The sequence below is a fragment of the Staphylococcus pseudintermedius genome, assembly GCF_001792775.2.
Classification (GTDB): domain Bacteria; phylum Bacillota; class Bacilli; order Staphylococcales; family Staphylococcaceae; genus Staphylococcus; species Staphylococcus pseudintermedius.
Genome location: NZ_MLGE02000004.1, coordinates 1 through 12,793, shown reverse-complemented (window position 1 = coordinate 12,793; position 12,793 = coordinate 1). Strand labels below are relative to the sequence as shown.

The 12,793-nt window shown below is 38.2% G+C and carries 11 protein-coding genes; 7 read left to right on the top strand and 4 right to left on the bottom strand.

Annotated elements, in window-relative coordinates:
- The first annotated feature begins 80 nt into the window (after positions 1-80).
- From BJK46_RS04095 to BJK46_RS04085, 3 genes are all read left to right on the top strand, one after another.
- Complete coding sequence (locus BJK46_RS04095) at positions 81-896, top strand: MIP/aquaporin family protein (RefSeq protein ID WP_014614031.1); 816 nt, start codon at positions 81-83, stop codon at positions 894-896.
- Between the two features lie 295 nt (positions 897-1,191).
- Positions 1,192-2,694 (top strand): glycerol kinase GlpK, encoded by a 1,503-nt coding sequence (gene glpK / locus BJK46_RS04090; protein ID WP_014614030.1) that lies wholly within the window; start codon positions 1,192-1,194, stop codon positions 2,692-2,694.
- Between the two features lie 126 nt (positions 2,695-2,820).
- Positions 2,821-4,491, top strand: a complete 1,671-nt coding sequence (locus BJK46_RS04085) for a glycerol-3-phosphate dehydrogenase/oxidase (RefSeq protein ID WP_015729065.1) — start codon at positions 2,821-2,823, stop codon at positions 4,489-4,491.
- A 292-nt stretch (positions 4,492-4,783) separates the two neighbouring features.
- Here BJK46_RS04085 and hfq read toward each other — a convergent pair whose 3' ends face one another.
- The 4 genes from hfq to BJK46_RS04065 form a co-directional block, all read right to left on the bottom strand.
- Complete coding sequence (hfq, locus tag BJK46_RS04080) at positions 4,784-4,990, bottom strand: RNA chaperone Hfq (protein ID WP_014614028.1); 207 nt, start codon at positions 4,988-4,990, stop codon at positions 4,784-4,786.
- Complete coding sequence (gene miaA, locus BJK46_RS04075) at positions 4,983-5,939, bottom strand: tRNA (adenosine(37)-N6)-dimethylallyltransferase MiaA (protein ID WP_014614027.1); 957 nt, start codon at positions 5,937-5,939, stop codon at positions 4,983-4,985. Before miaA ends, hfq begins: the two co-directional genes overlap by 8 nt.
- On the bottom strand, positions 5,926-6,879 hold the full coding sequence (locus BJK46_RS04070; RefSeq protein ID WP_015729067.1) for an alpha/beta hydrolase: 954 nt from the start codon (positions 6,877-6,879) through the stop codon (positions 5,926-5,928). The genes miaA and BJK46_RS04070 overlap by 14 nt, the downstream gene beginning before the upstream one ends.
- 757 nt (positions 6,880-7,636) lie before the next feature.
- Complete coding sequence (locus tag BJK46_RS04065) at positions 7,637-8,110, bottom strand: glutathione peroxidase (protein WP_103263438.1); 474 nt, start codon at positions 8,108-8,110, stop codon at positions 7,637-7,639.
- A 105-nt stretch (positions 8,111-8,215) separates the two neighbouring features.
- Here BJK46_RS04065 and hflX point away from each other — a divergent pair, with 105 nt between their 5' ends.
- From hflX to glnA, 4 genes are all read left to right on the top strand, one after another.
- Positions 8,216-9,448 (top strand): GTPase HflX, encoded by a 1,233-nt coding sequence (gene hflX / locus BJK46_RS04060; protein ID WP_063279113.1) that lies wholly within the window; start codon positions 8,216-8,218, stop codon positions 9,446-9,448.
- 17 nt (positions 9,449-9,465) lie between these two features.
- The gene (locus BJK46_RS04055; protein WP_103263439.1) at positions 9,466-10,713 is read left to right on the top strand and encodes a methionine gamma-lyase family protein; all 1,248 of its coding nucleotides are present in this window, start codon (positions 9,466-9,468) and stop codon (positions 10,711-10,713) included.
- 175 nt (positions 10,714-10,888) lie between these two features.
- On the top strand, positions 10,889-11,257 hold the full coding sequence (locus BJK46_RS04050) for a MerR family transcriptional regulator (RefSeq protein ID WP_014614020.1): 369 nt from the start codon (positions 10,889-10,891) through the stop codon (positions 11,255-11,257).
- Between the two features lie 23 nt (positions 11,258-11,280).
- Complete coding sequence (glnA, locus tag BJK46_RS04045) at positions 11,281-12,621, top strand: type I glutamate--ammonia ligase (RefSeq protein WP_014614019.1); 1,341 nt, start codon at positions 11,281-11,283, stop codon at positions 12,619-12,621.
- The last annotated feature ends 172 nt before the right edge of the window (positions 12,622-12,793 follow it).

The window sequence follows — 12,793 nt, the reverse complement described above, 5'->3', positions numbered from 1 at the left end:
GACTAGGAGACTTCTGCTCGCGTTTGAATGTTTTTTCATGCGGATTGGAGTCTCTTTCTATTTAAAGGGAGGAAAAAAGAATGAACGTCTATTTAGCCGAATTTATCGGAACAGCATTGCTCTTACTCATGGGTGGCGGTGTTGTTGCAAACGTCGCTTTGAAAAAAACAAATGGTAACGGTGCAGATTGGATTGTCATCACTGTTGGATGGGGGCTTGGTGTAACTTTAGGCGTGTATGCTGTTGGGCAAATTTCTGGCGCGCACTTAAACCCTGCTGTAACATTAGCGTTAGCCATGAACGGTGACTTTGCATGGGCACAAGTACCAGGATATATCATTGCACAATTAATCGGGGGTGTGTTCGGCGGGATGCTCACTTGGTTAATGTATTTACCACATTGGCGCGCAACTGAAGATAAAGCGACAAAATTAGGTGTTTTCGCTACAGGACCAGCTTTAAAAAACTACACAGCAAACTTTATTTCTGAAATTATCGGTACAGCGGTATTAACTTCTGGCTTATTATACATTGGTGCCAATAAATTTACTGACGGTTTAAACCCACTTATTGTAGGTGCGTTGATTGTTGCGATTGGTCTAAGTTTAGGTGGTACAACGGGTTATGCGATTAACCCTGCACGTGACTTAGGTCCTCGTATTGCACATGCCATCTTGCCAATCACTGGTAAAGGCGGTAGCGGTTGGGGTTATGCGATTGTACCTATTCTTGGACCAATGGTAGGTGGTATGTTAGGTGCTGTTCTTTATCGCCTGGCATTTAAAGGTATTTTTGATGTATGGACAATCGTAACATTGATTGCTTTAGTTCTAACATTGTTATTAGGTGTCGCTATGAATAAAAAAGCACCTAAAGACGAAATTGCTAAAATTTAACGCAATGCAACATTTCAAAATGATTTAGAAAGAATTGGAATGACGAGGTTTCTATCGCTTTTCGATTATTGATGGAGACCTGGTCATTCTTGTGGAATTGAGAAACAACCGTGTGCCTTATGAGATGTTAAAATGAAGCATACGATGATGTGATCAATTGACACAGAGCCGAATGTTTAAAGAAGGACTGATAACGGCTAAATATATAAAGAACTTTTACTGAAAAACACATCATGAATGACATATAACAAGTTAATAATGACATAGAGATGAAGAGTTGAGAGGAGACAATATTATGGGAAATTACATCTTATCTATTGACCAAGGTACAACAAGCTCAAGAGCGATTCTATTTAATGAGGAAGGGGAAATCGTTGGTGTTGCACAACGTGAATTTAAACAACATTTCCCAAAATCAGGGTGGGTAGAACATGATGCGAATGAAATTTGGTCATCAGTTTTATCAGTCATGGCGTCTGTATTGACTGAAAATAATGTATCTGCAAATGAAGTTAAAGGGATCGGTATTACGAACCAACGTGAAACAACGGTAGTTTGGGATAAAGAAACAGGTCGTCCGATTTATAACGCAATCGTATGGCAATCTCGTCAAACACAATCGATTTGTGACGCTTTAAAACAGGAAGGTCATGAACAAACATTTAGAGATAAAACAGGTTTACTACTTGATCCATACTTCTCAGGTACAAAAGTTAAATGGATTCTTGACAAAGTTGACGGTGCCCGTGAAAAAGCTGCAAAAGGCGAAATCTTATTCGGTACAATCGATACTTGGCTTGTTTGGAAGTTATCAGGTGGTCGTGCGCATGTAACAGACTATTCTAATGCGAGTCGTACGTTAATGTACAACATCCATGAATTAAAATGGGATGACGAATTACTTGAATTGTTAGATGTTCCTAAAGCGATGTTACCTGAAGTGAAACCATCAAGTGAAGTTTATTGTGAAACGATTGATTATCACTTCTTCGGTCAAAACGTACCGATTGCAGGTATTGCTGGTGACCAACAAGCCGCATTATTCGGCCAAGCATGTTTTGAACGTGGTGACGTGAAAAACACTTATGGTACAGGTGGCTTTATGTTAATGAACACAGGTGAAGAAGCGGTTAAATCTGGTAACGGTTTATTAACAACGATTGCTTACGGTATCGATGGTAAAGTGAACTATGCGCTTGAAGGTTCAATTTTCGTGTCAGGTTCTGCTATTCAATGGTTAAGAGATGGTCTCCGTATGATTAACTCAGCACCACAATCTGAAGACTATGCAATACGTGTTGATTCAACGGAAGGTGTATATGTCGTGCCAGCATTTGTTGGTTTAGGTACACCATATTGGGATTCTGACGCACGTGGCGCTATTTTCGGTTTAACACGTGGTACTGAAAAAGAACACTTTATCCGTGCAACATTAGAATCATTATGTTATCAAACACGTGACGTTATCGAAGCGATGGCACAAGACTCAGGCATCGAAGTGAATAGTTTACGTGTTGACGGTGGCGCAGTGAAAAACAATTTCTTAATGCAGTTCCAATCAGACTTATTAAACATTGAAGTTGAGCGTCCAGAAATCAATGAAACGACAGCACTTGGCGCAGCTTATTTGGCAGGTATTGCGACAGGCTTCTGGAAGGATAAATCTGAAATTCAAAGACGTTGGAAATTAGAAAAATCATTCGAACCAGAAATGGATCAAAAAGAAAGCAACCGTCTATACAAAGGTTGGAAAAAAGCAGTAGAAGCAACGCAAGTTTTTAAATTAGACGAAGAATAAGTCGTGTGATATACTTGAGTTAAGTTAATAACTTCACGCGAGATAGTGAGAGACTTTGTTCGTACAACTTGATGAAAGTATGTAGGCGGAGTCTCTCTTTTTTATGAAATTAGGAGGCGAAAGTATATGAGATTATCAACTTTGAAAAGAGATACGGTTAAAAAACGTATGCAAAATGAAGCATATGACCTGATCGTTGTCGGGGGCGGCATTACAGGTGCAGGAATCGCTTTAGACGCAACTGCTAGAGGTATGAAAGTTGCATTAGTGGAAATGCAAGACTTTGCACAAGGGACAAGTTCCCGTTCAACAAAATTAGTACATGGTGGACTTCGTTATTTAAAACAATTGCAAGTCGGCGTAGTAGCTGAAACAGGTAAAGAACGTGCGATTGTATATGAAAATGGACCACACGTAACGACACCTGAATGGATGTTATTGCCAATGCATAAAGGTGGTACTTTCGGTAAGTTCTCAACTTCTATTGGTTTAGCAATGTATGACCGTTTAGCTGGTGTTAAAAAATCCGAACGTAAAAAAATGTTAAGCAAAAAAGAAACTTCTGCTAAAGAACCACTTGTAAAACAAGACGGCTTAAAAGGTGGCGGTTACTATGTGGAATACCGTACTGACGATGCACGTTTAACAATCGAAGTAATGAAAAAAGCGGCAGAACAAGGCGCTGACATTATGAACTACGCGAAAGTGACAAACTTCTTATATGACAATAAAGAAAAAGTAAATGGTGTTGCTGTCGTGGATCGACTTGGTAACGAAACATTCGAAATTAAAGGTAAAAAAGTCGTTAACGCTACAGGCCCTTGGGTAGACGAAGTGCGCAGTGCAGACTACTCTAAAAACAACAAACAATTACGTTTAACTAAAGGGGTTCATGTTGTTATCGATCAATCTAAATTCCCATTACGTCAAGCGGTGTACTTTGATACAGAAAAAGACGGTCGTATGATTTTTGCGATTCCACGTGAAGGTAAAGCATATGTCGGAACAACTGACACATTCTACAACAACGACAAATCAAAACCACTTGTTAACCAAGAAGACCGTGATTATTTAGTGGATGCGATTAACTACATGTTCCCAACAGTTCATATTACAGATGCAGATATCGAATCAACATGGGCTGGTGTACGACCACTTATTTTTGAAGAAGGTAAAGACCCTTCAGAAATTTCACGTAAAGACGAAATCTGGGAAGGTAAATCAGGCTTACTTACAATTGCAGGTGGTAAGTTAACAGGTTACCGTCACATGGCGCTTGAAATTGTAGATTTAGTTGAAAAACGTCTTAAACAAGAATATAAATTAAAATTTAAAGAAGTTGACACGAAACATATCCCAATTTCTGGTGGTGATGTAGGTGGTAGCGCAAACTTCGAACAATTTATTGAAGATAAAGTGGCAGCAGCAAAAGCGATGAACTTAGATACAGATTTAGCACGTCGTCTTGCTACGAAATATGGTTCAAACGTAGATGACTTATTCGCAATTGCACAAGCAGCACAACATCAAAACACAGGTTTACCATTAGAACTTTATGTTGAACTAGTCTATGGTGTACAAAACGAATTAGTTGTTAAACCAACTGACTTTTTAGTACGTCGTATCGGCGCATTATACTTCGATATCGATACAGTACTTCGCCATAAAGACACTGTTGTTGATGTATTGGCTGACTTACTTGGTTACGATGCTAACGTTAAAGCTGTGTATAAACAAGAATTAGAAGAAGCAATTCAAGAAGCAAGACATGGTCAACATCAACCAGCTGAAAAATAATTGAAAATCAAATAAAAAAGCGTCTGAGGTGGGATGATCATCTTAGGCGCTTTTTCTGTAAAAACAAAAGAAAACGGTCGATATGATAAACATCAACCGTTGTTCTATATTGAATACTCTTAAGATAGTAATGACTTTCTTATGCGAGCGAAGAAATGAATGAAAAGTTGAAGTGGAACAGACTTGTACATCTCTTCCTAATTTGTGCTTGATGCATCAAAATATGTAAAATGATGCCCTCACATCAATTACACATCGTGAGTCAAGCCTGCTCCACTTCGATTAACATGTTTTAGTTAGTACCTTCTAAAAACGTACTAATCGCATGTTTGTAAATTAAATGATGACGCCCCTGAGAGAGTATATCAATTACATATTGGTCAAAATCAACAATTGTACCGCGTAATTGGAAACCATTCGTTAAAAATACCGTCAGTTCTTTACCCTCATTTTTAAATTTTTCTAGGTACTCATCTTGAATGTTACGTTTCTCAATCATGTTCATTTCTCCTTTTATTTATTAGGGGTTTAAGCTCAGATAACATTGAAGTAAGTGACATCTTCTCTCTATCTAACCAATGAACATTAAGTTTATTTGTAAACCAAGTCATTTGTCTTTTTGCGTAATTACGAGAATGCTGTTTCAATAAGGTGATTGCTTCATCTAATGGCATTTCATTTTTAATCACCGGTATTATTTCTTTATAACCGATCGCTTGCATACTTTGACACGATTCATAACCTAATTCAATAAGTTCTTGCACTTCATCCAATAAACCATGAGACAACATCATGTCTACGCGACTATTTATTCTGGAATATAAGGTGTCACGCGACATTTTTATCCCTACTAATAATGTATCATAATTTTCAGTCAATTGGGTACTTTTCTTGCGATTACTTAAAACTTTTTTTGTACTTAAGTAATATGAAATGGCACGTTCCACTCTTTTACGGTTATTCGGATGGATTTCTCGCTGTGAAATTGGATCAAAAGTGCCTAGATAGTCATGTATGGCTTCATTTGTGTATGATTTCAATTTTGCCATTTGTTCAGCAACACGCTGTTCAGTTTCAGGAGAAATCGTTTCACCATCAAACTGATAATCGTAAATCACGGACTGAATATACAACCCTGTACCACCTACAATGATCGGTACTTTACCACGCGTTGTAATGTCCGTGATTAACTGTTGTGCTTGTTGTTGAAAATCATATGCTGAATACGTTTCATCTGGTTTTAAAATATCAATGAGATGGTGGGGGATACCATCCATTTCATCCGGAGTTACTTTGGCCGTTCCGATATCCATGCCTTGATAAACTTGCATTGAGTCCCCGCTAATCACTTCACCATCGATAGCTTTAGCGAGTGCGACACCGAGTTCCGTTTTGCCACTGGCGGTTGGACCTACAATGGCAACGATAAAGGGTTTATTTTGTGACACCCCGTTCACCTACTTTTTGCTTTTTAATAATTTGTCGACTCATCCAGTCTAACATATGTCGCCATACAGTTTCTTTATCTTTTTCAAATAAAACTTCATGTCTTTTATTTTTGTAAAGTTGTACCGTAATATGATGGATACCGCCTCTTTTTAAAATTTTGCCGAAACGACGAATGCCTTTCCCATTTGCGCCAAACGGATCATCTTTGCCAGAAATGAGTAAAATTGGTAATTCGAGATTCATATCCGCAATATTTTTCACACGTGACGTCCGCATCATCGTTTGGAGTACACTAAAAATAAGTTGATTAGAAACAAGAAAACCAGTGTGTGGATCTTGAATGAAATGATCGACTTCTGACTTATCAGAACTGAGCCAATCACTTGTCGTACGTGTCGGTTTGAAATTTTTATTAAAGCGTCCAGTCGTCATCTGATTGAGCCAGTTCATTCGACGCTTCTTACCACAGACGAGTGTAATGATTTTCAGTAAAGGTAAGTTGGTGATATAATACCACGTTGGAAAATAGCCTGTACCACTTAAAATAAGGCCTTGTGCGGCTTGCGGATATGTTTGTACAAATTGTCGTGCAATGATAGAGCCCATCGAATGACCAATTAAAATTAGAGGTAGATGAGGATTGAATTGGGCTTTCAACGTACTTTGAATTTCAAAAGCATCTTGAACGACTTGTGTCATTGAATCAAAATGACCACGAATACCATCGACATCATAGCCATGCCCTCGATGATTGTGACGAATGACATGGTAGCCTTGTTGATTTAACTTATCAACTAATGTCACGTAGCGATCCATATGTTCAGCCATACCGTGAAAAATATGTACGATACCAACTGCTTCATAATCAGTCCGATCCACTTTCGCTTCAATCATCGTCCCATCAGTCACTGCAATTTTCATAGCTTCTGATTTTACCATTTTTTTCACCTCTCTAGTTCAAATCACTTACTTCAACTTTACCACATCTATCAGTTTGAAACACATTAAAACACACTTGCAATATATAACTTCATGAACGAAATAATAATATACAATATAATGAAACTATCATAAGAAATAGAGGGGTTCAGTAGGCAATATCATGCAGTTGTAGATGGATATAAATTTTTATATTAACCATTGACAATAAGAGAGTAGGGCACCAATAATAAAAACTAAAGGGGCGATGGTGAGGCAAACATTAGCACGACATATTTTACATAGAGCGAGTGTCATTGAATGTCCGGTTACTAACATTCATCTTCAAAAGGGGTTATATTTTACGATAGGATTCAAATTGCAACATGATCGAAAACTTGCTAGAGATTGATTCAAACAAAATGAAATACAAGCGTGGCTGTATAGTCTTATTGTGCCAAATGTTTATGCACAATAGGAAGCATATCGCAAAAGAATGATTACAGACGAAGGAGAACTATGTGAAGTATTGAAAACTGACCGCATCAATAGGATGATCGATGTTTTAATTCAAGTGGATCCATTTAAACTTGTGAAAATTAGTCAACAACATCCCTTTTGGTAACAACTTGAAAGCGAAATAATAATCAATAATCAACGTTCGGTATATCAATTTTCCGATATTGAGAAAGTTTTTAGTACAGATACATGTATCAAACATTAAAAAACATCACTGCTTTCAACGTACATAACATGAAAGCGTGATGTTTTCTTCTGTCTATAATAAATGCTCGATATCTTGCTTTAAATGTTCTGGTGTTTTTTGTGGTGAAAAGCGTTTAACGACTTGACCGTCACGATCGACTAAAAACTTAGTAAAATTCCATTTAATTTTGTCGCCGAAGATGCCAGACTTTTGCGATTTAAGATAGTTATAAAGTGGATGAGCATTGTCGCCGTTCACTTCGATTTTTTCATGCATCGGAAATGTCACGCCATAGTTCAATTGGCAATTCGTCGATGCTTCTTTACCACTACCAGGTTCTTGCTTACCGAACTGATTACTTGGAAAACCTAAAATTGTAAATCCTTTGTCACGATAAGTATCATAAAGTTTTTGTAATCCTTCAAATTGTGGTGTCAATCCACATTCGCTTGCTGTATTCACAATGAGTAGGACATCACCTTTATATTGTGAGAGTGGGTATGTAGAACCATCAATTTTTGGGACTTCTATATCATATAAATGCATCGTCTTCACCTCTAAATCTAATATAGCACAATTAGCACGTATAGTCTTAATTCACACACTATGATAGAATACGTGAAGATATGTCAAATAGAAAACGGTGATAATATGCGGAAAACGGAACTTCACTCTACTGAAAAAATAAAAGAAACGGCGGTACTGATCGGTGTTGATTTGTATCAGTCGCATTATGATTTTGAAAGTACGATGAATGAATTGAATGCGTTAGCTTATACGTGTAATTTAGATGTTCAAGGGCAATGGATACAGCAGAAAAATCAAGTGGACCATAAATATTATGTCGGTAGTGGTAAGTTAGCAGAGATTCAAGATTTCATTGAATTTCATGATATTGATGTGATCGTAGCAAATGATGAATTGACAACAGCACAGTCAAAAAATTTAAATGCGCGACTCGGTGTGAAAATCATTGATCGAACACAACTTATTCTTGAAATTTTTGCGTTAAGAGCGAAAAGTAAAGAAGGGAAGCTCCAAGTCGAATATGCCCAACTAGACTATTTGTTACCACGCTTAACAGGGCATGGTAAAAGCTTATCCCGTCTCGGTGGGGGCATCGGGACGCGTGGTCCAGGTGAAACGAAACTCGAAACAGATCGTCGTCATATTCGAACACGGATGAATGAAATTAAGCGTAAATTAGCAGAAGTGGAAGCCCATCGAGAGCGTTATCGTAACCAGCGCGAACAAAATCGAGTGTTTCAAGTCGCGCTCATCGGCTACACAAACGCAGGAAAATCATCATGGTTTAATACGTTAACAGCAGCTGACACGTACGAACAAGATTTACTCTTTGCGACACTCGACCCCAAATCACGTCAACTTAAAATTAATGATGGATTTGAGATGGTCATTTCAGATACAGTCGGTTTTATTCAAAAGCTGCCGACGACGTTGATTGAAGCATTTAAGTCGACATTAGAAGAAGCGCGACAAGCAGATTTGCTCATTCATGTCGTTGATGCGAGTCATGCAGAATATAAAATTCAATACGATACAGTGAATGAAATCGTACAAGAGCTTGATATGCAAGATATACCTCAAATCGTCATCTTTAATAAAAAAGACTTATTTACAGGTACAACCACGCCTGTCACACAGTATCCATCTGTATTTGTCTCATCAAAAAATGAAGCAGATATTGAAAAAGTGAAAAACTTACTCTTTCAAGCGATTCAAAAACAATTTGACTTTTATACAGCACAATTGCCAAGCTCAGCAGCGGACCAATTGTATCATCTTAAACAACATACGTTAGTCACAAAATTAGATTACGATGAAGCAACAGATCAATATCACATTGAAGGTTATCAAAAATAATAGAAAGAAGCGGAATCATGACACAATTAACCAAACTTATTGAAGAAGTCGAAACAACTTTAGCCCCTTATTTTAAAGATATCGAAACACGTGCATTTGAAAATCAAGCGCGTGTCTTAGATGCTTTTCATAAAGTCAAAATAACGGAAGCCGATCTTGTTGGGTCTACAGGATATGGCTATGACGATTATGGACGTGACCATTTAGAAGCGGTGTATGCTGAGACTTTTAAAGCTGAAGATGCCCTCGTACGTCCACAGCTCATTTCAGGGACACATGCGATTACTGTGGCTTTACAAAGTACGCTTAAACCAGGTGACAGTTTGATGTACATTACAGGAAGTCCTTACGATACGTTATTAGAAGTGATTGGTATCAATGGTAACGGTGTTGAAAGCTTAAAAGAATATGACATTCACTATCAGGAGGTCTCATTAAAAGCAGGTCATATTGATGTGGAACGGGTTTTAGAGACTATTGATGACACTACGAAAGTGATCGCGATTCAACGTTCAAAAGGGTACGATCAGCGTCCGTCGATTAATGTTGATGAAATCGGTGATGCCATTCGACAGATCAAAGCGCAATATCCTGAAATGATTGTATTTGTAGATAACTGTTACGGTGAATTTGTCGAGACGAAAGAACCGATTGAAGTCGGCGCAGATTTAATGGCTGGGTCACTCATTAAAAATCCTGGCGGCGGTCTAGCAAAAATAGGGGGTTATATCGTCGGGCGTCGCGATCTAGTCGAACGTTGTGGTTATCGTTTAACTGCTCCGGGTATCGGTAAAGAAGCAGGTGCCTCACTGTATGCATTGCAAGAGATGTATCAAGGCTTTTTCTTAAGTCCGCATGTCGTGAGTCAAAGTTTAAAAGGGGCATTATTTACAAGTTTATTGTTGGAACGATTGAATATGCGTACATCCCCACGCTATGATGTGAAGCGAACAGATTTAATTCAAACCGTTTCATTTGATACAAAAGAACAAATGATTCAATTTTGCCAAAGCATTCAACACGCATCACCTATTAATGCCCACTTTAGTCCAGAACCAAGCTATATGCCGGGTTACGAAGATGATGTCATTATGGCAGCGGGGACTTTCATACAAGGTTCTTCAATTGAATTATCTGCTGATGGACCGATTCGCCCGCCATATGAAGCATACGTACAAGGTGGCTTAACATACGAACATGTAAAAATTGCCGTTACGCGTGCCGTTGAAAAATTAATTAAAGTCGGTCTCATCAAATTAAAATAGGTATATTTTACACTTTTGCTAAAATTGACACATCAAAATCGAGGTCTGAATTGTCAGAAATGTTGTGATTTTGGGCTTTGAAACACTCATGTCAGGTTTTCTGACACATTTTTGAAATGTCCATTCGGGTATGCTATGGTTATATCAAGTTCAAAAAGTCAAGGAGATGTAGGAGATGGATAACGATACAATTCGCCGCAACATGCCTGTATTTCCGATGAGTGTTGTCAGTCGTTTAACGGAACTGTCCGCGCGACAAATTCGTTATTATGAAACACATGAACTTGTAATACCTTCGCGCACAGAGGGGAACAAACGGCTTTTTTCTTTGAATGATTTAGAAACGTTACTTTCAATCAAGCATTTATTAGAAAAAGGGTTTAATATGAAAGCCATCAAAGAAATCATGTTAGAGGATAGCCAAAAAACGCTTAATGATGAAGAAGAGCGGTTAAGAAAGCAAATACTCGTAGATACGACGCAAAAACCGCAACGTGATTCGATACCATTGAATCGTGGAGATTTATCGCGCTTTTTTAAATAACTGATACTGGAGGACATTTTTCAATGCCAAAACAACACTTTACTAAAGATGATATTAGACGCTTTGCCAAAGAAGAAAATGTACGCTATTTACGTTTACAATTCACTGATATTTTAGGAACAATTAAAAACGTGGAAGTACCAGTAAGCCAATTAGAAAAAGTTTTAGACAACGAAATGATGTTTGACGGTTCTTCAATTGAAGGTTTCGTACGTATTGAAGAATCAGACATGTACTTATATCCAGACCTTGACACTTGGGTGATTTTCCCATGGACAGCTGGACAAGGGAAAGTCGCACGCTTAATTTGTGACGTTTATACAACAGATCATCAACCATTTTCAGGTGACCCTCGTAGTAACTTGAAGCGTGTATTAAAAGAAATGGAATCATTAGGTTATACAGATTTCAACTTAGGACCTGAACCAGAATTTTTCTTATTTAAGTTAGATGAAAAAGGCGAACCAACAATGGAATTAAACGATCACGGTGGTTATTTCGACTTAGCCCCAACAGATTTAGGTGAAAACTGTCGTCGTGACATCGTGTTAGAATTAGAAGATATGGGCTTTGACATCGAAGCTTCTCACCACGAAGTAGCACCAGGTCAACACGAGATTGACTTTAAATATGCAGACGCGATTACAGCATGTGACAACATTCAGACTTTCAAATTAGTCGTAAAAACAATTGCGCGTAAACATAACTTACACGCAACATTTATGCCAAAACCATTATTCGGTGTGAACGGAAGCGGGATGCATTTCAACGTTTCATTATTCAAAGGGAAAGAAAATGCCTTCTATGATGAAAAAGGCGACATGCAATTAACAGAAGATGCATGCCACTTCATCGCAGGCATTATGAAACATGCGCGTGGTTACACAGCAGTATGTAACCCACTTGTTAACTCATACAAACGTTTAGTACCAGGTTATGAAGCACCAAGTTATATCGCTTGGAGTGGTAAAAACCGTTCACCATTAGTACGTGTACCAAGCTCTCGTGGCTTATCTACACGTGTAGAAATCCGTTCAGTAGACCCAGCAGCAAATCCATACATGGCATTAGCAACAATCTTACAAGCAGGTCTTGACGGTATTAAAAACAAATTAGAAGTACCAGAACCAGTTAACCAAAACATCTATGAAATGAATCGTGAAGAACGTGAAGCAGTAGGTATTGAAGATTTACCATCAACACTTTACACAGCATTAAAAGCAATGCGTGAAAACCCAATCGTAAAAGACGCACTAGGTGAACACATCTATAACCAGTTCATCAACTCAAAATCTATCGAATGGGACTACTATCGCACGCAAGTAAGTGAATGGGAAGTTGAACAGTATATGAAGCAGTATTAATACGTAGAACCCTCGAGGCTATAGGCTTTGAGGGTTTTTCAGTGCGCCCGGCATGGGTAACATCTTGACGGTGAAAGTCCGTTACAGGCTTGGTAGTAGGAACTGTTAGCGAAAGACAAGGGTGTCCATTGCGAAGTGGAATCTGAAGGAAGTCGGACGCAAACACTCGCAC

Excerpts from the sequence above, each read along its gene's own strand:
- glnA (WP_014614019.1), top strand. The coding sequence starts at position 11,281 with ATGCCAAAACAACACTTTACTAAAGATGATATTAGACGCTTTGCCAAA.
- BJK46_RS04095 (WP_014614031.1), top strand. The coding sequence starts at position 81 with ATGAACGTCTATTTAGCCGAATTTATCGGAACAGCATTGCTCTTACTC.
- glpK (WP_014614030.1), top strand. The coding sequence starts at position 1,192 with ATGGGAAATTACATCTTATCTATTGACCAAGGTACAACAAGCTCAAGA.
- BJK46_RS04065 (WP_103263438.1), bottom strand. The coding sequence starts at position 8,110 with ATGCATTTATATGATATAGAAGTCCCAAAAATTGATGGTTCTACATAC.
- BJK46_RS04055 (WP_103263439.1), top strand. The coding sequence starts at position 9,466 with ATGACACAATTAACCAAACTTATTGAAGAAGTCGAAACAACTTTAGCC.
- hfq (WP_014614028.1), bottom strand. The coding sequence starts at position 4,990 with ATGATTGAGAAACGTAACATTCAAGATGAGTACCTAGAAAAATTTAAA.
- BJK46_RS04050 (WP_014614020.1), top strand. The coding sequence starts at position 10,889 with ATGGATAACGATACAATTCGCCGCAACATGCCTGTATTTCCGATGAGT.
- hflX (WP_063279113.1), top strand. The coding sequence starts at position 8,216 with ATGCGGAAAACGGAACTTCACTCTACTGAAAAAATAAAAGAAACGGCG.
- BJK46_RS04085 (WP_015729065.1), top strand. The coding sequence starts at position 2,821 with ATGAGATTATCAACTTTGAAAAGAGATACGGTTAAAAAACGTATGCAA.
- BJK46_RS04070 (WP_015729067.1), bottom strand. The coding sequence starts at position 6,879 with ATGGTAAAATCAGAAGCTATGAAAATTGCAGTGACTGATGGGACGATG.